Origin of the sequence: Pseudoalteromonas sp. R3 (assembly GCF_004014715.1) — a bacterium.
In the GTDB taxonomy this organism is placed as follows: Bacteria; Pseudomonadota; Gammaproteobacteria; order Enterobacterales; family Alteromonadaceae; genus Pseudoalteromonas.
The window spans coordinates 2141917-2162781 of the sequence record NZ_CP034835.1; the positions used below are offsets into that span (position 1 = coordinate 2141917).

Sequence of the window (20865 nt, forward strand, 5' to 3'; positions counted from 1 at the left end):
AATGTACATGGAGGCAAAATGGCAAGTTTATTTGTATATGGCACATTGGCTCCAGGGCGTCCCAATGAGCATATTTTGGCCGATGTAGATGGCCAATGGCAACCAGGCAAAGTGAATGGCCAATTGTGTAATGCTGGCTGGGGTGCTGAGTTAGGGTATCCGGGACTGATTCTGGACAATGGCACGCAGCAGGTCGCAGGTCAGGTCTTTACGTCAGAACAATTGAGCACTCATTGGCACAGACTGGATGACTTTGAGGGAGCGCACTACACTAGAGTACTGACTGATGTAGAGCTCGATAGCGGCGCGATAATACAAGCGTATGTATACACCCTCTCGCAAGGTTAGTTTAATGATTAAAAATCGGCTTTTTATAATTTCTTAGCAGCTGTGGGCGTGACGTTCATTGTCCATGCATGTCGTTTGGCGGCCAGTTGGATATCATCTGATAAGGTATATATCGGCAGTCAAAGAGCCTATGTTGTCGAGGTCCTAGGTGAGCCAAGCCAGCAAAGAGCTAAGGCTTCAAACCTTAATATATGGAACATAAGAGCATTATTCGGCGGCGTACAGATACTGGTAAATTATGGCGGAGATAATTGCAGTATTGAGTTAAGTACCGATTGTCATGTGATCAGTTTAGACGTGCGTTACTTCACTGTTTGGGGTAATACGGCCTTTCTGTCTTACGCAAAATATGTTCACGTGTAGCTCTAAAGCTGCGCCGATAATTGACACTTTTCGAAAACTCGGTCTACTTTTAATTAACCGCAGTTTAATGCATGTGTGATTGCAACCACCAGGTATTAAGCCTGCGAGCGCGTGCTTTCACCTATGCTCAGAGGTTAATTGATGATTCAGTCACTCTTCTCCGGTAAGTCGGATAACACCCAAGCTATCCTGGATCAGGCTATTGATGCCGTGATCAGTATCAACACCAAAAACAACGTTACTTACATGAATGCGGCAGCTGAAAAGCTGTTTGGTTACAGCAAAACGGAAGTGATTGGGAAAAATGTTAAAATGCTTGTTCCCCGGGAATTTGCGACTAACCATGATCAATACGTTAATGCCAACCGGGACGGCGGACCCGATAAAATTGTCGGAACATCGCGTGACATCCAGATTGAAACCCGCAGTGGCGAGAAGAAGTGGTGCAGTCTGTCATTATCTAAGGTGCGCCAGTCTGATGGCATTCATTACACCGCATTTATTAAAGATATTACGGTACAAAAAGAAGCACAAGAGCGGATCGACCAGACGCTTGAGCAGTGTATTGACGCTGTTGTATCTATTGACCACAGCAACATAGTGACATTTTTTAACCCAGCGGCAGAGCGTTTGTGGGGCTATCAACGAGATGAAGTGATAGGTCGCAATGTAAAAATGCTCGTGCCAAAAGCAATTCAGGGCAACCATGACGAAATGGTTAATCGCAATCGCAGAACTGGTGAAGATAAAATTGTCGGTACGTCGAGGGATGTGGAAATTGAACGCAGTGACGGTCAGGTGTTGTGGGCCAACCTGTCTTTGTCGAAAGTTAATGTGGCAGGAAAAATAGCCTATACCGCGTTTGTTAAGGATATCACCGAGGAAAAAGCCCAGCGAGACCAGATTGCATTGCTTTCGTTGGTTGCGAATGAAACAGACAATTCTGTTATTATCACAGATGCAAACGGACTGATTGAGTATGTAAATCCCGGATTTACCAAGTTATCGGGGTACGAGCAACACGAAGTATTGGGCAAAAAGCCAGGCCATGTTTTGCAGGGTAAGCATACTTCACCGGATACCAAAAAACGGATAAAAAAGAATCTGGAGCAGCGCACCCCGTTTTATGAAGAGATCCTGAACTATACAAAAGAAGGCGACCCCTACTGGATAAGTTTGGCAATCAATCCGGTATTTGATGACAAGGGGAGTCTGATCCGCTTTGTATCGATTCAGGCAAACGTGGACAGTACTAAGCGTGTCGCATTGGAAAATGATATCCGCCTCAGAGCCATAGGTGAGGCGAATATAGTGCTGGAGTTTGATCCTCTGGGTGAGTTGACACTGATCAATCCTATGGGTCTCAGTGCTTTGGGCGCCAGCGATAAACGTGCCGTGCAGCAAATGCTCAAAACCTTATCGAGTTACCTCAGTGACGAGCAGTGGCAGTCGATACGCAACGGTCAGTTCGTTAAAACCCAGCTTGCCCTGCCAACTGGTTTAAGTGAAGTGCAAATAGACGCAGCCATTTCTCCTGTGTTAGATGAAGATGGCAACTTAAATAAAATCTTGCTGTACGGCACAGATGTGTCCGAGCGCAATGCGGTACTGACTGAAACGCACCATGCCATGGCGCAGGTCCTGTCAAAGATCAGCACCATCATTAATACCATCAACAGTATTTCGGACCAGACCAACCTGCTGGCACTTAATGCGGCTATTGAGTCGGCCAGAGCTGGTGACGCGGGCAGGGGCTTTGCGGTTGTGGCTGATGAGGTAAGAAGCCTGGCGATGCGTACGACAGAATCGGCGGGAGAAATTGGCGGTTTAATCGATGAAACGCGACAGCATGTGGATCAGCTGAGTAGTTACATTCAGGCAAAGTAAGTCTGGTGGGTAGGCTATTCGCTTCGCGAAATGACGTCAGTATCGAGCAACGCCTCCTGCGATATCGTTAAGGGCGTCAATGGGTATCCGTAGTTGATGGTCTGTACTTGCAAGCCTATGAGCAGGCGCTTGCTTTTACGGACCAAACCAAACGGGCTGAAATTCTATGGCTATTTCGCACAATTTTTAAGTACGAATCATCCCAATGACTTCCTCAGTCGTACATAGGTTATGTACTTTGACATAATTCTTGATTTAACACTCTTTAAGTTGGTTATACATGCGGTATGTTAGTTTAATTGTTTTGCTTCCACTTCTACTGTGGTCGTTTGTCACTACAAGCCATGAGTCGCCTGTGCCGGGTTTAAATCAGCTCAAAATTGTAACTGAAGATCTGCCGCCATATCAGATGTCAGGTAAGAATGGGAGAGTAGAAGGTATAGCCGCTGAAAAAGTAGCTAAATTATTGGCCGATTTGAATATAAAAGCCGACATTGAGGTTATGCCGTGGGCCAGGGCTTATAAAACAGCGGTAGATGAACCGGGGACTTTGATCTTTTCAATGGTAAGAACACCGGACAGAGAGGCCCTGTTTCACTGGGTCGGTGTTCTGATGAGCACTAAAACTTATCTTATTGCACTGCAAGAGCGGCGCGATATCAAAATGGAGAAACTGTCTGATCTGCTTAACTACAAGGTCGGGGTAAAGCGTGACGATGTGGTATTCCAATATCTATCGGGAAAGAACTTGCTCGACACCACAGTCGTATTGCCAGAGACATTAGTCACATTAAAAATGTTGCTGAGAGGTCGAGCTGACATAATAGCCGCATCCCCGATACATCTGGACTATATGTGCGGAAAAATTGGCTGTAAACGAAGCGATTTTAAATTTTTATTTGAACTGGATGAACTAAGCAGCGACTTTTATCTTGCCGCTAACAGACAAACGCCATCTGAGGTGATCTCACTTCTAAAACAACAGCTCACGGAGCCAGACTAAGCATTGAGAAGTTACAACGCAGAGCATGCGCTTAATTGGGGCCCAAACTCCATTTCATGAAATAATCCAAGTATTTAAAATCATAGTGTTTTTGAAAATTTCACAGTTGAATATGATATAAATGTTGTTGATTAAAATAATATGTAAGGAAAACACAGTGAAACAAAACACGATAAGGAGTTTTGCAGTGCGGCACTTGTTCGCTGCAACAACTGTTCTATCTGCCGCTTATTTGCCCGCAGCACTTGCACAAACCATAGTTAATAACATCTATTCAGAAAAAGGGCTGGCTGGCACTATGAGCCAGACACAGTTAGATACGCATACGTACACGTCAAAGGCACGGTTTGGCTGGAATAATCGCCGTATTATTATCGATGAAACACTCAAACTTGACAATAAAGGCAGGATATTGGACTTTGAAGCTCTGGGACAGTCTGCTTTCGGTGCTGACATCAGTGAGTCCTATACGTGGGAAAATGGCCATGCAAAGTGGCAAAATGATGATGAACGAAGTAGTGCCAACACAAACCAACCCACATTTTATGTGCCCAAAAATAGCACGTTGGCAATCGATAATGCCTTGATCCGTTACCTGATCAAAAACGATCTTGAGCAGATCGAAGTGCTACCCCACGGCAAAGTCACATTCACCAAATTGGATGCGGTAAAGCTGGGTGATGAGCAAGTCTACTTGTATGCCAAATCCGGATTGACCATGACGCCAGACTTTGCCTGGTACGATAAAGAAGGTAATTACTTTGCTCAGAGCTGGGGCGGTATGTATGTTATCCGTGACGGTTTTAGTAAAGAACAGTTTGACCAGCTAAAGGTCCGTCAGCTAAAAGCAGAACAAACATATCTGGAGAACTTGGCTGAGCAGCTTACTGAATACCACTCAGCGTTGCTGTTAGATCAGGTGAACGTATTTGACGTAGAAAAAGGGACCACGCTCACAGGTCAACAGGTACTGATTGAGCAAGGCAAAATTGTTCAGGTTGCGCCGAAAATTAAGCTTAGTAAAAAGGTGGCAACAGTCAATGGGCAGGGCAAAACCTTGATCCCCGGCCTGTGGGATATGCATGGCCATTTAAGTAAAGATACCGGGATCCTGAACATTGCTACCGGTGTAACCAGTGTACGGGACATGGGCAATGAACATCAGAATCTGATGGAGATCCAGTCTTTGTTTGATACAGGAAAAGTACTGGGTACTCGTGTATATCGCGCGGGATTTATGGACAAATACAGTGAGAACTCTGCCGGTTTAAGCGTTAAAACGCTGAAAGAAGCGCTCGAGATGGTGGATTTTTTTGCCGATAATGGATACGTCCAGATCAAGCTCTATTCGTCTATCGATCCTAAATGGGTTGAGCCGATAGCACAACGGGCGCATAGCCGAGGGCTTCGTCTTAGTGGTCATATTCCGGCTTTTATGACCGCAGAGCAGGCCGTGCATGCCGGGTATAATGAGATCCAGCATATCAACATGCTATTTCTGAACTTTCTGGCGGGTGAAAAAGTTGACACACGTACCAAGCAACGTTTTTCCTTGATCGGCGAAAAAGCAGCCGAAATGCCGATGACCGGTGAGGAAATGGATACCTTTATTAAGCTACTGGCAGATAAAAACGTGGTCATTGACCCTACCGTGTCTACCTTCAGAAGCCTGTTAATGAGTAAAAACAAACAGATTGACCAAGAGTTTGCCGAGATTGCATCGCATTTGCCACCGAATTTTGTGCGCAACCTGAAAGGGGCTCAGATGCAGGTTGAGGATGAACACCAAAATGCCTATCAGAACTCAGGAGACGCTATGCTGAAAATGGTTAAAATTCTCTATGACGCAGGCGTACCTATGGTTGCAGGCACAGACAGTGTCCCCGGGTTTACCTTACTTCGAGAGCTTGAGTTGTACACTATGGCCGGTATCCCTGCTACTGAGGTCCTGAAAATGGCCACAATCGATAGCGCCAGATTGATGGGGGTCGCACATCAGACAGGCTCTATAAGTGAAGGTAAAGTGGCTGATCTGCTCCTGGTCGACGGTGATCCGAGTCAGGATATCAAGGCCCTGAGAAAACTCTCTCTGGTGATTAAAGGTACTCAAGTTTTTAAGCCGGAAGCGATCTTCGAGCAAATTGGTATTGCACCTTTTACCAAAGCAAGCCGCATCATACTGTAATAAGTTAGTTGCAAGCTGGTACCTCATCAGCTTGCGCCCAAAAACAACAATGCACCACAGGGAGCATTTGCCACAGTGAAAAAACTAAGACAGCAGTATCTGTAGATGACTTGGTGCGAGAGTATCCGATCTTCGGCACAGTCACAGGGTGGTATTTCAGATGTCGGGAGGTGGGTCCTGGGCAATATCTTGCGCAGGGGCAAGATCAATGGGGACGAAGTGTTAGTGCGTATAGTACAGATCACGACACGGCACTTGCTGAGTGTACTCAGTTTGCTCGCGAAATTCAGTGCCGTGAGCGCTCTTCTTGATTATGACAGTTGCGTGAAATATTTGTGCACCAGCCTTTGTTGGTTGCTTTTTGAGCAAAATGGCAACAAACTGTTTGTTACCAATATTGGTGCAATCATGTAAAGGTGAAAATAATGACATTGATACTCAAAAAGAAGAAGGTAAAAAACCTGTCTGGGCAGGTGGTCCTCGGTAATAGCAAAACACGTCAGATTGGCGGGGCGATTTCCGCGATGGGATGTGGTCCAATCTCAGATCCAAACTATTCCTGCCCTGTGTCTGTTAATGGTTACACTTGCTAACTAGGGGTTATTACTAAGGGGTGGGCCTAAGTGGTATGGCCTGGCCCTTTAATAACCCTTGTTTAAAGACGTATATAATTCTACAAAAGACATAAGAGGCTCAACAGTATAGTACAGGAGCAAGCATAATGGACTATAAACATACCCAAATTGGCACCGCCATATTGGCCGTTATGGGCACATCTGCACTGGTTCTTGCCTATAGCGCTGTCGTTAAACCCGAAGACAACGCTAGTTTTGCTTTTGTTGTCGTTGGCATCATCGCCATTTTATTTAGTTCGCTTACGATTAAAGTAGGAGGGGGGCAGATCCGTTGGTTTTTCGGCCCGGGTTTTTGGCGTAAATCACTCGATTGCACACGAATAGACTCGGCAAAAATCATCAAAACAAAATGGTACAATGGCCTGGGTATTCGCCTGCTATCCACCGGCTGGCTATATAATGTCTCCGGTGTGGACGCCGTAGAACTCAAACTAAAAGATGGGGCCACTGTCAGCTTAGGTACCAACGAACCCGAAAAACTGCTCGAAGCGATTAAAAAAGCGCTTGAGAGTTGATGGCATGTTGAGGATAGGCCAAGCCTGGTATTATTTAATGATTAAACCTTGTTGTGATTATAATTGACGCAGGCGTCGTATTTTCAAGGAAGTGACAGTGTATATAGGTGAAGTGGCAAAGAAAACCGGTTTGTCCGTCAAAGCAATCCGATTTTATGAAGAGAAAGATCTTATCATAGCACCGAAGAGAAAAGGGGTGTATCGGATTTATACCCCAGAACATATTGAGGTGTTGAAACTGATCTCAGAAGCTAAGGACCTGGGGGTAACCTTATCAGAGCTGAAGGGGGTTATTAAATATCACAATGGCAGCGCAAATTGGACAGAGATTAACGCTTTTCTGGTGGTGATAAGGCAAAGACTTGAGAACGAGTTGCAGGCCATTTCTGAAAAAATAGCCAAGTTAGATATCTGCATAGGCTCAATCAGTTCTTGTCAAAAAACAGCTTGACTCTTCCCTTAACGGGAGACTCTAAGATGTTCATTGTTTACCTAAATTGAAGAGGAAATAATGAAAAAATCTTACTGTTAAATGGCAACCCAAAACAAAGTAGTTTTACTCATCGTCTGAGTTCTGAATATCAACACCAAGCTGAAAAGTCAGCAATGGTTCGTCGCTTTAATTTATCAGAGATGAATTTTGATCCAAACTTGGCGTCGGGCTACGATGAAGTTCAGGAGCTGGAAGCTTGCCTGAGTGATTTTGTTGAAGCCCTTATTTGGGCCGAACATATCGTAATTGTTACACCTGTCTGGTGGGGCGGGTTGCCCGCAAAACTCAAAGGGTTATTCGATAGGGCACTCTTACCCGGAATGGCGTTTTCTTTTAAAGATGACAGTGCCAGCGTTGTGCAACTGCTAACTGGTAAAACGGCAAGAGTCATATTAACTATGGATGCGCCACAAGAGTTTGCTGAACAACAATCCGGGCCGGTCCTGGAGCAGCTGAGTTTTTATACACTCGAATTTTGCGGCATTAATAAAGCTGGGGTTACTTTATTTGGCTCCGTTATTCTATCGGATGAGAGTCAGCGGAATATGTGGCTTAAAGAGGTACGTTCTTTGGGGGCGAGTATAAGTTAACGATTAGCTGTCTGTCGCAGCAATGCCAGTCAGTTAAACTGATTGGCATATTTATCCACTAAACTTGATTTCAGTTCTTTAATTTTTCAACTGAAACGCCAACAGTTATAAACAGAAGTAAGATCCCGATATATGAAGTGATCAGGTAGAGAGGAGGTAAAGAAAAGCTTCCTAATCGAACACTTGAAAGTGACACGGCAAACAGCCCACTCATTAAAGAACAAATAGTGACATGTGTATAGGATAATCTAAGCGCGAATTTGCCAAAGATAGCAAAAATTGCTGCACAGCCAGATAGCACACAAGTAATGATTGCTTCTGTTCGCTGTATGAATGCCATACTTGTTATGTCAGGTGCAAACGGATAGATTGGTTTTTCCGGCGCGAGAAATGTGCCAGTTAACAGTCCCAGAAGAGAAAGCGCTTGAAGTAAAAACAGCTTTTTCAATATGTTTTCTCGTGACAAAGAGCGCTTCACTATGGCATATCCACCTTGGTTGATTAGGCCATACAGGCTAGCATTTTGATCAATACTGCTCAAGTGTACCGAATATCATGATAATCGTAGCATGGCTGTTTATACAGCCATGCGGATTTGTGGTTTGTCTAAAAGTGAATTTTAAACATTTCCCAGGAACAGGGGTATGTGGCATTACAGCCAATCACGGTTGGGTAGACATTTGCGCCAGAACCGCCGTTACCAGCCGCTTGTACGTAATATCCGTTAACAGACTTGAGGGCTACTTTGTCTCCGCTTTGTATCAAAGCGCCAGGGTTGTTTGGTAGTTCGATGGTAAACGTTTCCCAAATGGATGCTGCGGTTCTGTTGGCGTTGAGTTCAGCACCACCACCTTGTTCTGCAACAAAGTAGTAGCCTGAAGTAGTCTGAATATGGACCTGATCGCCACTATTTAAGTCGCCACCGTTGATATCGATCAGATTAAACTGCTCCCAAGGCCCAATAGCCAGACGGTTTGCATTCACAGTGCTACCACCATTACCTTCTGCGACGAAATAGTATTGTCCACCTGTTTCAAAGGATACGTTCGAATAGCTTGTCGGGCCGCAGGGCAGAGTAGTGAAGGTGAGATCTTCACCCTGAATGGTTGTACGGGGGGGTTTGGGGTCACCTCGAAACCGAAAGTGATACTGTGTGCCGCAATCCAGGTTGGAAATTTGTGCACTCACAGGGCCATTAACACCGGGGGGAATAGCCAGTGCACCACTTCCGTAGCTGGTCGTTTGCCCATAGTCAAAAACCTCACCACTGAGACCGATTGTGGAAGAGGAATATCCGTTCAATTGAGCTGAAGTTTGTGTGATATTACTGGCTGGTTGGGTTAGATACTGGGTTCCTGCATGTGCCAAAAAAGTGCTACTAAATAACGCACACAACATAAATTTTGAGATAGTCATAGCCTGGCTCCTTGTGTGGATGGCTGTCAGGGATAACAGCCATGAAAGTTTAGGCGCCGACGCTACAAATACTATTACATTGCCTTACACGGCTAAACATGTATAAAACCTGAATTCAGGTCGATGATGCGTATTAGCTTTGTAAGTAAAAAGGTGTGTTTGTAGTGCCTGGTAATTGATTGTAAGTAACTGTAATTTAGACTTTTTAACCTTTTTAAAAATGTTAATGTGCACATGTTTTCGGATGACAACTCATTACTAAAAAGGAATACCAGTATGAACAACAAATTAAATGCACTACTAAAAGTATCATCAATTATCGCGTGTAGCTTCATGGCCACTGCACATGCCCAAGACAGCTCACCCATGTCTTGCTATTGGCAGTCTGATAAACAAAATGAAATAGGCACATGGGAAAACAAAATGTGTACCAATCCGGTAGATGCCAATTTACCAGATATTTTGGTCGCTAAAAAAGTGCATATTCCCAGCTATGGTATTTGTACAATAGACTGGCTTGATGGTTACCGGACTGAGCTTAAAGGAACAGTTAAAGTTGCAGGCGATAAGACTGCTTGCTGGGGAAGTGCGGTATCTTTTGAGCCTGCGCCTGAGAGTCGCATCGTGGATGGGTTGTTAGAAAAGCGTCTGGATTGTCGTTGGAATAACGTAGTCAACAACTCACATAATTTTATGTGTGATGATATCAAAGGGCGTACGTTGAATTTACCAATTGCCACCAAATTGCAGATAGCGGACTCTTCAAATTGCGTTATGAGCTTTCACAGCTCTACACTCAACCATTTCACTGGCGGTGTGGCTGTCATTGATAAAACACCAGAGCCAAATGCCTGTGAGGTGGGACCGGTTTACTTCAGGGCTTACCCTGCCCAACGTATAGTAGATGGATTCACCGAAACCTTACTGGAATGTACCTGGCAAGATGTCAATGACACTATGCGTATTCGGTACTGCTCAAAAGAAGGAGTACTAGCGCAAAAGACACCAGTGGGCCTGGACTTAAACGGTCATCAGCAGTCTCTAATAGAGTCAACAAACAAACAGTTACAAGCCGGTAAGATCATAGAGGATAAAACGCTTAATCCAGTCAATCCTCCGATTTATTTTAGAGCGCTTTAGCATTGGGCTGAGGGAACACACGCAACGAAATGACAGGGAAGAAGTATATATTTGATAAATACCAAGTACTCCCCGCCATATGCTTAGCGAACACAAAAAAGCCGACTGTCGTCGGCTTTCTAATTGATTTAGTAACCTTAGTTACCGTTTTCTTCAGCGTATTTTTTACACGCTTCTACGTCGCTGCACTCACCATACAAATACAGAGAGTGGTTGGTCAGTTTGATGCCGTTGTCTTTGGCAATCTCTTCCTGGCGCGTTTCAATCACGTCATCTTCAAACTCAACGACTTTACCACACTTAAGGCACACCAGGTGGTCATGGTGTGTACTACCTGACAATTCAAATACAGACTTACCACCTTCAAAGTGGTGACGGGTCACGATGCCGGCGTCGTCAAACTGGTTTAATACACGGTAAACCGTTGCAAGACCGATTTCTTCGCCTTTGTCCAGTAGAATTTTGTATACGTCTTCGGCACTGATGTGCTGGTTATCAGGACACTGCAAGATCTCTAAGATCTTAATACGTGGCAGGGTAACCTTTAAACCCGCTTTTTTTAGCTCTAAGTTGTGATCAGTCATTAATCTGTCTCAATTTGTCTAATTTCAGTTACTACTTAAGTCTAGCACGACACAGACTTAAAAATAGTGTGCTTTGGATTACTAACCCCGTTAGAGGTTGTTAGTCTTCCAGCTCGCTTAGGCACATTTCTTCGTATACCTGAGCAGACCACTTTTTGACACGTTCTTCTGTCAATTCAGGCTGACGGTCTTCGTCAATTCCCAGGCCAACAAAGTGACCGTCGTCAACCAGGGCTTTAGAGGCTTCGAAGTCGTAGCCTTCGGTAGACCAGTTACCGATCACGATTGCACCACGTTCAGTGACGATGTCGTTGATCATACCCATTGCATCGAGGAAGTACTCGCATAGTCTTCCTGATCACCACAACCGAAGATTGCTACCAGTTTGCCTTCAAAATTGATTTCTTCCAGCTCAGGGAAAAAGTCATCCCAGTCACACTGTGCCTCACCGTAGTACCAAGTAGGGATACCAAAAAGGATCAAGTCGAACTCTTCGATATCTGCTTTGCTGCTCTTGGCAATGTCTTTTACGTCGACTAATTTTTTGCCCAATTCTTTTTGGATCATTTTTGCAACGTGTTCGGTGTTACCCGTGTCACTGCCGAAAAAAATACCTACGCTTGCCATTAACTACTTACCTTTTATCTATTAATCGCTAATTTTTCTTGCAAAATGGTTTCTATCAGCGCGCTACGACTGATATTTTGCTCTTCAGCCATATCACTCAATGCCTGATATAGCTCAGAGGAAATTTTAAACTCGACGCGCTTTAACCCTCTTGCTCTGTCTCTTTTAATCTGATTGCGCTTGTTGATCTTTAGCTGCATCTCTCTGGGGAGAGGATTTGTCTTAGGCCGACCAGGGCGCTTTTCATTTTCAAACAAGTCGATAGTGGTTCTATCTAATTCAGACTTGGCCATTAACCAACACCCGCACCTTGCCAAAATACTTGTATCAGGCCCTTGGCGATAAAGCCTGAGCACCCTAAAAATAGCACTAACCAGACAATGTATCGACCAAACTTGGGCACGTCTCCTTTCTTTAGGACGTCCTGAATGGCCATACCTATGAAGAAGAAAATCCCGGCGAGAGCAAAGTAAAGACCAATGGTTTCAAACTCATTCATAAATTCGTTGATCATCTTTGCACTACTCAAAATATAAACGGCGGCTACTATACCATACCTGTTACCGATAAATTAAGTTTGCTGAGAAAAAACTGGGGTAATTATTGAATAAAATCAATAATTGAACGATTGACTGCTTGCGGTTTCTCTGCGTGCAGCCAATGTCCGGCACCCTGGATAATTTTTGCTCTGGCATTGCTAAAGGCTTGCATGATAGCGTCTTTATGTTCTGCCACAATATAATCTGAGTTGTTTCCTTTCAGGAACAGAGTATCACACAAACAAGAATGAGTTGTATTTATATTTGAGATGATCTTATCATAGTTAGCCTCTATGACGGTTAGGTTAAAGCGCCAGTTGAACTTACCAAGTTCGTCTTTTGCCAGGCTTTTAAGCAAGAAGCCGCGCACGCCTTGCTCTTCTATAAAGGCTTTCATTTTTGTGTCGGCTTCAGTGCGGCTTGTTACCTGTGCAGAAGCAACTTCGTTTAATGCCTGTATAATGGCGCCATGGCGTGGGTGATAATTCACCGGGGCGATGTCCAGCACTACCAGCTTGTGGATTTTACTTTCATCCAACATTGCTACTTGCATGGCGACTTTGCCGCCCATTGAATGACCAACCAGATGCGCTTTTTCTATGTTTAGGTACTCGAGTACATTTAGCACGTCCTGAGCCATACTCGGATAATCCATTACATCACTTTTGAACGACAAGCCGTGATTGCGCAAATCTAGATTGATCACAGCGTAAGACTCGCCCAGTGCACGGGCTATAATATTTAGGTTCTCCAGCGAGCCAAACAGCCCGTGAAGTAACACAACTGGCTCGGCACTGCCTATTGGCTGTCCCGATAATTTGTAGTTAAGCAACATAATACCTCCGGATCCGGCGCATAGTTTGCCAGTGTTGAAAGCAAAATCATAGCCGTAGAGGAATAAGTTAAATTTAGATATAATCCCGAGAAGATGCAGTAGATGTATAAAATGACAGGACAAGCATGAAAAAAATAGAAATAGATGACGAGCTATATCAGTACATTGCCAGTAACACGCAAAGTATTGGTGAAAGCGCTTCCCAGATCCTGCGTCGTTTATTAAACCTGAACTCAGTGGCGCAGAGCGCACAAGAAGTCATACAGCCCGCAGAACCGGCAGCTCAACCTCAGGTTGAATCCGAGCCTGCAGAGGTTTCGAGTGAGCCCTCAGGTAACGTATTTGATATTCTTAATAAAGAAGAGCTAGCTATGCAAAAAGGCGTAGTGGGGCGTTTTTTATTTATTCTGGCGGCGTTTCATCGCAGCCATAAAGCAGATTTCCATAAAGTTCTGGAGATCAAAGGGCGAGATCGCATTTATTTTTCGACCAGCAAAGCAGCGTTGCTCGAAAGCGGTAGTAGTACGAACCCGAAAAACATTGCAGACAGTCAGTACTGGGTTATGACAAACTCAAATACGACGCGCAAAAAAATGATGTTGCACGAAGTTGCGCTCATACTTGGTTATTCGGCGCAACAGGCAGAAACTATCCGAGACTACCTATAAGGAAATGTGATGGCAAATCACCCAAATGCAGGCAAACCAGCACCATTAAGTCAACTGGCGAATATTCCCAAACTGGTATCGGCTTACTACCTTAATGAGCCTGATCTCGAGCAAAACCCACAGCAGTGCGTTGCTTTTGGCACGTCAGGTCACCGAGGCTGTTCGTATAATGTGAAGTTTAATGAGTCTCATATCCTGGCTATCACTCAGGCTATTTGTGACTACAGGAAAGCCAACAATATTTTTGGGCCTTTGTTTTTAGGTAAAGACACCCATGCCTTGTCTGAGGCCGCTTTCAATTCTGCCATCGAAGTATTGGTCGCCAACGAAGTCCATGTTGTGACTCAGGAAAATGACGACTACACACCAACCCCAGTGATCAGTCATGCGATTGTTTGCCACAACCAGACTCATCCGCATGAGCTGGCCGATGGCATTGTGGTGACGCCTTCGCATAATCCGCCAGAAGATGGTGGCTTTAAGTATAACCCACCCAATGGTGGACCGGCCGATACTGATGTAACTAAGTGGATTGAAGATCGCGCCAATCAACTCTTAATAGAAGACTTGGTTGAAGTCGAGTTGTTCCCATTTGCTAAAGCCAGTCGCTCAGGATTTGTAAAATATGTCGATTTGATCACGCCTTATGTGGAAGACCTGGCAAACATTGTTGACCTCGAAGCAATTGCAAAAGCGGGCGTACGCATTGGTGTTGACCCGCTGGGAGGCTCTGGTATCAACTTCTGGCCGGTGATAGCTAAGCAATATGGATTAGACCTCACAGTTGTGAATGAGCAAGTTGACTCACGCTTTGCCTTTATGCCTTTGGACAAAGACGGCAAAATTCGTATGGATTGTTCTTCGCCATTTGCAATGGCCAATCTGGTGGCGATTAAAGACGATTATGATATCGGTATTGGTAACGATCCGGATTACGATCGTCACGGTATTGTCACTAAAGACGGTTTGATGAACCCAAACCATTTCCTGGCCGTGTCGATAGACTACCTGCTTAAGCACCGAGACTGGGGCAGTGAGATTAAAATTGGCAAAACCCTGGTATCCAGCGCCATGATCGACAAAGTAGTCAAAGGCAACCAGCGCGAAGTGTACGAAGTACCAGTTGGTTTCAAGTGGTTCGTTGAAGGCCTGAGTGAACAATGGCTGGCATTTGGTGGTGAAGAAAGCGCGGGCGCATCCTTCCTGCGTCGTAACGGTGAGGTTTGGAACACAGACAAAGACGGCTTTATTATGGGCTTGCTGGCTGCCGAGATCCTGGCTGTGACAGGTAAAACGCCGTCACAATATTACCGTGAGCTTGAAGCGCAATATGGCGCGCCAGTTTACAAGCGTATTGATGCGCCTGCATCACCTGAACAAAAAGCCAAACTAAAAGCTTTAAGCCCGCAAGATGTCACGGCCAGCACGCTTGCCGGTGACGCTATCACAGATATTCTGACCGAGGCACCAGGCAACAATGCCGCCATCGGCGGATTAAAAGTGGTAACCGAGTCGGGTTGGTTTGCGGCTCGTCCATCGGGCACCGAAGACATTTATAAAATCTATCTTGAGTCGTTTAAAGGCGAAGTGCATCTTGCTGAGCTGGAACAGGCGGCCAAGACATTGGTAGATAGCGTGATCCGCTAACTCTAAGTGATAAAAGGCCATTCATTGTGATGGCCTTTTTTATACCTACTATTTAGTTGTTGAAATTTGATACCAATTTGCTTAATTAAGTGTTCTATTTTGAGGCGAGAAAATAGGGTCGATAATAAGGCAAAAATTTTGTTATTTAGTTGTTCTAAATGAAAAATTTTTAACGCCGTTAGCGTCATATTTGCTCCGTCAAATTGAACAGGTACTTAGTGAAATTGGTATGATCCCTCAGCGACGCTCATTTCTCTCACAAAAGGTGATGTTAGTATGTACCTTGATACATTAAAGCAAACTGGAGACTTCCTGACTCTGACTCGCAATAACGAGTTCTCTCTTGCCGCTGAGCAATTTTCGCTGAGCAACGGCACTTTGGTTGAAGTAAAAGACACTGGCGTTATCCAGTTTACGCCTGCGACTTATGGTAATAAAGACATCGTGTTGTCGAGCGCGGTGCATGGTAATGAAACTGCCCCCATCGAAATATGCGATGAGTTTATTCAGGATGTGATCCAGGAGCGTATTGAACTGGCACATCGAGTGTTATTCGTATTCGGTAATCCTAAGTCCATCAATATCGCAGAGCGTTTTGTGGATGAAAACCTCAACCGACTATTCAACGGTGCCCATGAAAACCGCACCGAAAACCCCGAGCAGATCCGCGCTGCAAAGCTTGAAGGCTATGTACGCGACTTTTTCACCAGCGTGCCTGAGGGGCGTTATCGTTGCCATTATGATCTGCATACTGCCATTCGTGGCTCCAAAAATGAGAAATTTGCAGTTTACCCATTCTTACACGGCAAGCCCTGGAAGAAGTCACAGCTGCAATTTATGCTGGCCTGCGGCGTCAATACCATTTTGATGATGCGTTCAGCAGCAACCACCTTCAGCTACTTCTCATCATTTCAGTTTGGTGCTGACGCCTTTACGGTTGAGCTGGGGCAGGTGAAACCTTTTGGCCAAAATGATATGTCACGTTTTGCTGCAGTAAAACAAACGCTAAAAGCATTAATTAGTCAGGAAAATGTCGAATTTGGTGAGTTTAATGCAAATGACTTCGAGTTGTTCCAGGTGCATCGCACGATAAACCGCACCTGTGAGGCGTTTTCATTCCCGTTCCCTGATTCTGCGGTAAATTTCACCGGTTTTGCTAAAGGCGAGTTGCTCGCAACCGACGGTGATACGGCCTACTTCGCAGAAGTTGAGGGCGAAGCCATCATCTTCCCGAATGCCAAAGTTGCGCTTGGCCAGCGTGCATTACTGACTGTGATCCCGCTGGAAGTAGACGAAAACTTCGTATAACCCCATGTAAATAAAGCGCTTATCAAAGCGTATCAAAAACTTTCCACCGCAAAATGTGCAAATTAACGGTTATTCATCTAGGATTAGTTGAATAACCGTTTACGTTAACGTAAAGTGGCAAAAGCTTTAATTTAATTAATTTGCATTTACCGCACTAATTATTCAAATCTCTAACCGCGGATCCGGCCCATTTTAAGCGGCCTTGGCGTTGCAAATTAGTTATGACAACAAGAGAAGGTAGGTTATGACTAACCCCAATAACATATCGTTGAATATCAGCCATGCGCTCGAATTTATCGATGGCCATGCGCTTAACATCCCGACGCTGAAAATTCTCAGCGAAGACGGTGAGATTTTGGACGGTGCAACTGCACCTGAGTTAGACAAAGACACGGCGCTGCGTATCTATTCTACCATGCGTTTTATCCGCCTGCTGGATGAACGTATGCAGGCGGCTCAGCGTCAGGGCCGGATCAGCTTTTATATGCAGTGCCTTGGTGAAGAGGCTGCTATTACCGCCAGTGCGGCTGCGTTAAAACAAGAAGACATGATTATGGCGCAATATCGCGAACAAGCGGCGTTGCACTATCGTGGATTTTCGCTTGAGCAGTTTATGAATCAGCTGTTCTCGAACGAAAAAGACCTGGGTAAGGGTCGTCAGATGCCAGTTCATTATGGCTCAAACGAATTACACTATCTGACCATTTCATCGCCACTGGGTACACAGATCCCGCAAGCAACGGGGTATGCGTACGGCCAGAAGCTGAAGCATATTGATGCACAAAGCGGTGAGCTAAGCAGTGAAATTGACAACGTCACCATTTGTTACTTTGGAGAAGGGGCCGCATCGGAAGGCGACTTCCACGCTGGTTTGAACATGGCCGCAGTGCATAAGGCACCGGTACTGTTCTTTGCCCGTAACAATGGTTACGCCATCTCTACGCCGGCAGATGAACAATTTAAAGGCGACGGTATTGCGTCTCGTGGTGTCGGCTATGGCATCAAGACCATTCGTGTCGATGGAGCGGATACATTAGCTGTTTATGCGGCAACGCAAAAAGCCCGTGAAATCGCAGTCACCACAGGTGAGCCTGTCCTTATTGAGTCGATTGCTTATCGCTTAGGCGCGCACTCTACGTCGGACGACCCGTCGGGTTACCGTACTAAAGACGAAGAAGCCGAGTTTAAGTCAAACTGTCCGGTTGCCCGCTTCAAGGCCTGGTTATTAAAACAAGGCTGGCTGAACGAAGAAGAAGACGAAGCGCAAAAAGACAAAATCCGCGAAGAGATCCTGGCTGCACTGAAGGTGGCTGAAAAGGTTCAAAAACCGGCACTGGAAGAGCTTGTTTCTGACGTTTACGATACGCCAATCCCCGCACTGCAAAAACAATACGAAGAACTTAAAGAGCACATTAAACAGCATCCGGATGCATATCCAATCACGGCTGGGAGGGTAAAATAATGGCTAAAATGAACATGCTGCACGCCATTAACTCGGCACTAGACATCACCATGGCGGAGCACCCTCAGGCGTGTATTTTTGGTGAGGATGTAGGTTACTTTGGTGGTGTATTCCGTGCCACCTCAGGTTTACAGGAAAAATACGGTAAACACCGTGTGTTTAATACGCCACTGACTGAGCAGGGGATCCTGGGTTTTGCAAATGGCCTGGCGGCTTTTGGTGCGCCTGCACTTGCTGAGATCCAGTTTGCGGACTATATCTTCCCGGCGTTCGACCAGATAGTAAACGAATCGGCCAAGTTCCGTTACCGCTCTGGTAATGAGTTCAATGTTGGCAATCTGACCATACGTACACCTTACGGTGGTGGTATTGCCGGTGGGTTGTATCACTCGCAATCACCAGAAGCTTATTTTGCACACACACCGGGTCTGAAGCTTGTTGTACCGCGTAACCCGTATCAGGCAAAAGGCTTGCTGCGTGCGTGTATTAAAGATGATAACCCAGTGATCTTCTTTGAGCCAAAGCGTTTGTACCGCGCTTCTACGGGCGAAGTACCTGAGGGCGACTACACCATTGAGATTGGTAAAGCGGAAGTAGTAAAAGAAGGTAAAGATGTAACTGTGTTGGCCTGGGGCGCACAGATGGAAATCATTGAGCAGGCAGCGGCCAAGGCAGAAGAAGCCGGGATCAGCTGTGAAGTCATTGACTTGCGTTCAATTTTACCCTGGGATGTTGAAACCATCGCTAAGTCTGTTACTAAAACAGGTCGCCTGGTTATCAGCCACGAAGCACCTATTACAAACGGATTTGGCGCTGAGATCGCAGCGACTATCCAGAAAGAGTGTTTTCTGCACCTTGAATCGCCTATTGAGCGTGTTTGTGGCCTGGATACGCCTTATCCACTGGCGCTGGAAAAAGAGTATGTACCGGATGCACTTAAAGTATTCGCTGCAATTAAGAAGTCAGTAGAGTTTTAAGGGACGGATCATGTCTAAAGAATTTATTTTACCGGATATCGGCGAGGGGATCGTCGAATGTGAACTGGTCGAATGGCTGGTGAATGTTGGTGATGAAGTAAAAGAAGATCAGCCTATCTGTGATGTGATGACAGACAAGGCACTGGTCCAGATCCCGGCTGTACATGATGGTGTGATCACTCAGTTGCACTATGCTAAAGGCGATATTGCTAAAGTCCACGAGCCATTGTTTGCAATGGATGTTGCCGGCGAAGCGCCTGCACCTGCCAGCAATGCTGATGACAGCGGTTCAGTGCCAGCTGCGTCTGCGGCGCATTTAGAAGATTTTATTTTGCCGGATATCGGTGAAGGCATTGTTGAGTGTGAAATCGTCGAGTGGTTGGTCGCACAAGGCGATGAAATCAAAGAAGATCAGGCTGTGTGTGATGTGATGACAGACAAAGCTCTGGTGCAAATTCCGGCTAAATACGATGGTGTGGTTGAAAAGCTGTATTATCAGAAAGGTGATATTGCGCAGGTGCACAGTCCGTTATTTCAGATGCGTTTGGGTGCCGATCACAGCCCGAAACAAGATGAGCTTGCGGTCCATAAGCCACAGCCTGTTAAAGAAAACAAAACGCCGTCAACAGCAACAGCTGCGCCGGCTAAAGTGAATGGTAAAGCCGTTGCCTCGCCTGCGGTCAGACGTCGCGCGCGCGAGATGGACATCGACATCACTCAGGTACCAGGCTCAGGTAAAAACGGTCGCGTATTTAAAGAGGATCTGGAGCGTTTTGCACAGGGCGGTACTACAGGTGCCCAGTCGACTACGCCTTCTCAGACCGAACAGTCAACGCCAGCACCAGTATCATCAGGTGGAACACGTGTCGAGTCTATCCGTGGTATGAAAGCTGCGATGGCCAAGCAGATGGTCGCATCGGTTTCGACTATTCCGCACTTTACATATAGTGATGAAATTGACCTGACGGATCTGATAGCATTGCGTAAATCACTTAAGGATCAGTACGCAAAGCAGGGCATTAAACTCACTATGATGCCTTTCTTTATCAAGGCGTTATCGCTGGCGATTAAAGAATTCCCAATTCTTAATTCGCAGGTGAACGATGAGTGTACAGAGATCACTTACTTTGACGACCATAATATCGGTATGGCGGTCGACAGCAAACTTGGGTTGTTGGTACCAAACATTAAACAGTGTCAGAACAAATCGATTGTGGATGTCGCTGAAGCGGTAACACAACTTACAGACGCTGCGCGTGAGGGACGAGTTTCTCCAAATGACCTGAAAGGCGGCACGATCTCAATTTCTAACATCGGTGCAATCGGCGGTACTACGGCCACACCTATCATCAACAAGCCAGAAGTGGCCATCGTTGCACTGGGTAAGTTACAGCATCTGCCACGTTTTGATGACAAGGGTAATGTGGTATCACGTTCGATTATGCAAGTGAGCTGGTCTGGCGATCACCGTGTTATTGATGGCGGAACGATTGCAAGATTCAACAATTTATGGAAGTCTTACTTAGAGGAGCCGGCTAAAATGATGATGGCCATGCGCTAATCATTGCTTTTGCTAGTTTCTTACTTGTTGTAAAGGGCCTTTACGGCCCTTTTTTAATGCTCCCGCCGATAAAAAATTAACA

The 20865-nt window shown here is 45.5% G+C and carries 21 protein-coding genes and 1 pseudogene; 15 read left to right on the plus strand and 7 right to left on the minus strand.

Going from position 1 to position 20865, the window contains the following annotated elements; all coding sequences use genetic code 11:
• Positions 1–18: 18 nt before the first annotated feature.
• From ELR70_RS14190 to ELR70_RS14220, 8 genes are all read left to right on the plus strand, one after another.
• Positions 19–348, plus strand: coding sequence for a gamma-glutamylcyclotransferase (locus ELR70_RS14190; protein ID WP_054015214.1), 330 nt, complete (start codon positions 19–21; stop codon positions 346–348).
• A 504-nt stretch (positions 349–852) separates the two neighbouring features.
• Positions 853–2598 carry a PAS domain S-box protein gene (locus ELR70_RS14195; RefSeq protein WP_054015213.1) on the plus strand — a complete coding sequence of 582 codons (1746 nt, stop codon included), beginning with the start codon at positions 853–855 and terminating at the stop codon, positions 2596–2598.
• 355 nt (positions 2599–2953) lie between these two features.
• Positions 2954–3601, plus strand: coding sequence for a transporter substrate-binding domain-containing protein (locus ELR70_RS14200; protein WP_054015212.1), 648 nt, complete (start codon positions 2954–2956; stop codon positions 3599–3601).
• A 187-nt stretch (positions 3602–3788) separates the two neighbouring features.
• On the plus strand, positions 3789–5786 hold the full coding sequence (locus ELR70_RS14205) for an amidohydrolase family protein (protein WP_054015211.1): 1998 nt from the start codon (positions 3789–3791) through the stop codon (positions 5784–5786).
• Positions 5787–6211: 425 nt separating this feature from the next.
• Positions 6212–6379, plus strand: coding sequence for a hypothetical protein (locus ELR70_RS24890; protein ID WP_160317369.1), 168 nt, complete (start codon positions 6212–6214; stop codon positions 6377–6379).
• A 128-nt stretch (positions 6380–6507) separates the two neighbouring features.
• Entirely contained in the window at positions 6508–6936 is a 429-nt protein-coding gene (locus ELR70_RS14210; protein ID WP_054015209.1) for a hypothetical protein, read from the plus strand.
• A 97-nt stretch (positions 6937–7033) separates the two neighbouring features.
• On the plus strand, positions 7034–7387 hold the full coding sequence (locus ELR70_RS14215; protein ID WP_054015208.1) for a MerR family transcriptional regulator: 354 nt from the start codon (positions 7034–7036) through the stop codon (positions 7385–7387).
• 74 nt (positions 7388–7461) lie between these two features.
• Positions 7462–8019, plus strand: coding sequence for an NAD(P)H-dependent oxidoreductase (locus tag ELR70_RS14220; RefSeq protein WP_277749883.1), 558 nt, complete (start codon positions 7462–7464; stop codon positions 8017–8019).
• A 70-nt stretch (positions 8020–8089) separates the two neighbouring features.
• On the opposite strand, the gene ELR70_RS14225 is transcribed toward ELR70_RS14220, so the two are convergent.
• Both ELR70_RS14225 and ELR70_RS14230 read right to left on the minus strand, forming a co-directional pair.
• Positions 8090–8560, minus strand: coding sequence for a hypothetical protein (locus ELR70_RS14225; RefSeq protein ID WP_054015206.1), 471 nt, complete (start codon positions 8558–8560; stop codon positions 8090–8092).
• Between the two features lie 65 nt (positions 8561–8625).
• Positions 8626–9435 carry a peptidase S8 gene (locus ELR70_RS14230; RefSeq protein ID WP_054015205.1) on the minus strand — a complete coding sequence of 270 codons (810 nt, stop codon included), beginning with the start codon at positions 9433–9435 and terminating at the stop codon, positions 8626–8628.
• Positions 9436–9711: 276 nt separating this feature from the next.
• Between ELR70_RS14230 and ELR70_RS14235 the strand changes: the two genes are divergently transcribed.
• On the plus strand, positions 9712–10575 hold the full coding sequence (locus ELR70_RS14235) for a hypothetical protein (protein WP_054015204.1): 864 nt from the start codon (positions 9712–9714) through the stop codon (positions 10573–10575).
• A 137-nt stretch (positions 10576–10712) separates the two neighbouring features.
• Here the strand turns inward: ELR70_RS14235 and fur are convergent, their stop codons facing one another.
• The 5 genes and pseudogenes from fur to ELR70_RS14260 form a co-directional block, all read right to left on the minus strand.
• Positions 10713–11159: a ferric iron uptake transcriptional regulator gene (gene fur / locus ELR70_RS14240; RefSeq protein ID WP_054015203.1), complete on the minus strand. Its 447-nt coding sequence runs from the start codon at positions 11157–11159 to the stop codon at positions 10713–10715.
• 100 nt (positions 11160–11259) lie between these two features.
• Positions 11260–11786, minus strand: a pseudogene (gene fldA, locus ELR70_RS14245) (flavodoxin FldA).
• 14 nt (positions 11787–11800) lie between these two features.
• A complete protein-coding gene (gene ybfE / locus ELR70_RS14250) occupies positions 11801–12079 on the minus strand; it encodes a LexA regulated protein (RefSeq protein ID WP_010384731.1) in 279 nt (92 codons plus the stop codon).
• Entirely contained in the window at positions 12079–12300 is a 222-nt protein-coding gene (locus ELR70_RS14255; RefSeq protein ID WP_046004500.1) for a DUF2788 domain-containing protein, read from the minus strand. The genes ybfE and ELR70_RS14255 overlap by 1 nt, the downstream gene beginning before the upstream one ends.
• Before the next feature lie 86 nt (positions 12301–12386).
• Entirely contained in the window at positions 12387–13160 is a 774-nt protein-coding gene (locus ELR70_RS14260) for an alpha/beta fold hydrolase (protein WP_054015201.1), read from the minus strand.
• Between the two features lie 125 nt (positions 13161–13285).
• Between ELR70_RS14260 and seqA the strand changes: the two genes are divergently transcribed.
• The 6 genes from seqA (at position 13286) to ELR70_RS14295 (ending at position 20783) form a co-directional block, all read left to right on the plus strand.
• Positions 13286–13828 carry a replication initiation negative regulator SeqA gene (gene seqA, locus ELR70_RS14265; protein WP_054015200.1) on the plus strand — a complete coding sequence of 181 codons (543 nt, stop codon included), beginning with the start codon at positions 13286–13288 and terminating at the stop codon, positions 13826–13828.
• 9 nt (positions 13829–13837) lie between these two features.
• Positions 13838–15475 (plus strand): phosphoglucomutase (alpha-D-glucose-1,6-bisphosphate-dependent), encoded by a 1638-nt coding sequence (pgm, locus tag ELR70_RS14270; RefSeq protein ID WP_054015199.1) that lies wholly within the window; start codon positions 13838–13840, stop codon positions 15473–15475.
• A gap of 276 nt (positions 15476–15751) precedes the next feature.
• Positions 15752–16783, plus strand: a complete 1032-nt coding sequence (astE, locus tag ELR70_RS14280; protein ID WP_054015197.1) for a succinylglutamate desuccinylase — start codon at positions 15752–15754, stop codon at positions 16781–16783.
• Between the two features lie 244 nt (positions 16784–17027).
• Positions 17028–18245, plus strand: coding sequence for a thiamine pyrophosphate-dependent dehydrogenase E1 component subunit alpha (locus tag ELR70_RS14285; protein ID WP_054015196.1), 1218 nt, complete (start codon positions 17028–17030; stop codon positions 18243–18245).
• The gene (locus tag ELR70_RS14290) at positions 18245–19222 is read left to right on the plus strand and encodes a transketolase C-terminal domain-containing protein (protein ID WP_054015195.1); all 978 of its coding nucleotides are present in this window, start codon (positions 18245–18247) and stop codon (positions 19220–19222) included. The genes ELR70_RS14285 and ELR70_RS14290 overlap by 1 nt, the downstream gene beginning before the upstream one ends.
• 10 nt (positions 19223–19232) lie before the next feature.
• Positions 19233–20783: a dihydrolipoyllysine-residue acetyltransferase gene (locus ELR70_RS14295; protein ID WP_054015194.1), complete on the plus strand. Its 1551-nt coding sequence runs from the start codon at positions 19233–19235 to the stop codon at positions 20781–20783.
• Positions 20784–20865: the final 82 nt, after the last annotated feature.

Bases quoted from the DNA above. Each gene is read 5' to 3' on its own strand.
- ELR70_RS14190 (WP_054015214.1), top strand. From the start codon at position 19: ATGGCAAGTTTATTTGTATATGGCACATTGGCTCCAGGGCGTCCCAAT.
- ELR70_RS14210 (WP_054015209.1), top strand. From the start codon at position 6,508: ATGGACTATAAACATACCCAAATTGGCACCGCCATATTGGCCGTTATG.
- astE (WP_054015197.1), top strand. From the start codon at position 15,752: ATGTACCTTGATACATTAAAGCAAACTGGAGACTTCCTGACTCTGACT.
- ELR70_RS14230 (WP_054015205.1), bottom strand. From the start codon at position 9,435: ATGACTATCTCAAAATTTATGTTGTGTGCGTTATTTAGTAGCACTTTT.
- ELR70_RS14255 (WP_046004500.1), bottom strand. From the start codon at position 12,300: ATGATCAACGAATTTATGAATGAGTTTGAAACCATTGGTCTTTACTTT.
- ELR70_RS14195 (WP_054015213.1), top strand. From the start codon at position 853: ATGATTCAGTCACTCTTCTCCGGTAAGTCGGATAACACCCAAGCTATC.
- fur (WP_054015203.1), bottom strand. From the start codon at position 11,159: ATGACTGATCACAACTTAGAGCTAAAAAAAGCGGGTTTAAAGGTTACC.
- ELR70_RS14285 (WP_054015196.1), top strand. From the start codon at position 17,028: ATGACTAACCCCAATAACATATCGTTGAATATCAGCCATGCGCTCGAA.
- ybfE (WP_010384731.1), bottom strand. From the start codon at position 12,079: ATGGCCAAGTCTGAATTAGATAGAACCACTATCGACTTGTTTGAAAAT.
- seqA (WP_054015200.1), top strand. From the start codon at position 13,286: ATGAAAAAAATAGAAATAGATGACGAGCTATATCAGTACATTGCCAGT.
- ELR70_RS14260 (WP_054015201.1), bottom strand. From the start codon at position 13,160: ATGTTGCTTAACTACAAATTATCGGGACAGCCAATAGGCAGTGCCGAG.
- ELR70_RS14290 (WP_054015195.1), top strand. From the start codon at position 18,245: ATGGCTAAAATGAACATGCTGCACGCCATTAACTCGGCACTAGACATC.
- ELR70_RS14235 (WP_054015204.1), top strand. From the start codon at position 9,712: ATGAACAACAAATTAAATGCACTACTAAAAGTATCATCAATTATCGCG.
- ELR70_RS14295 (WP_054015194.1), top strand. From the start codon at position 19,233: ATGTCTAAAGAATTTATTTTACCGGATATCGGCGAGGGGATCGTCGAA.
- ELR70_RS24890 (WP_160317369.1), top strand. From the start codon at position 6,212: ATGACATTGATACTCAAAAAGAAGAAGGTAAAAAACCTGTCTGGGCAG.
- pgm (WP_054015199.1), top strand. From the start codon at position 13,838: ATGGCAAATCACCCAAATGCAGGCAAACCAGCACCATTAAGTCAACTG.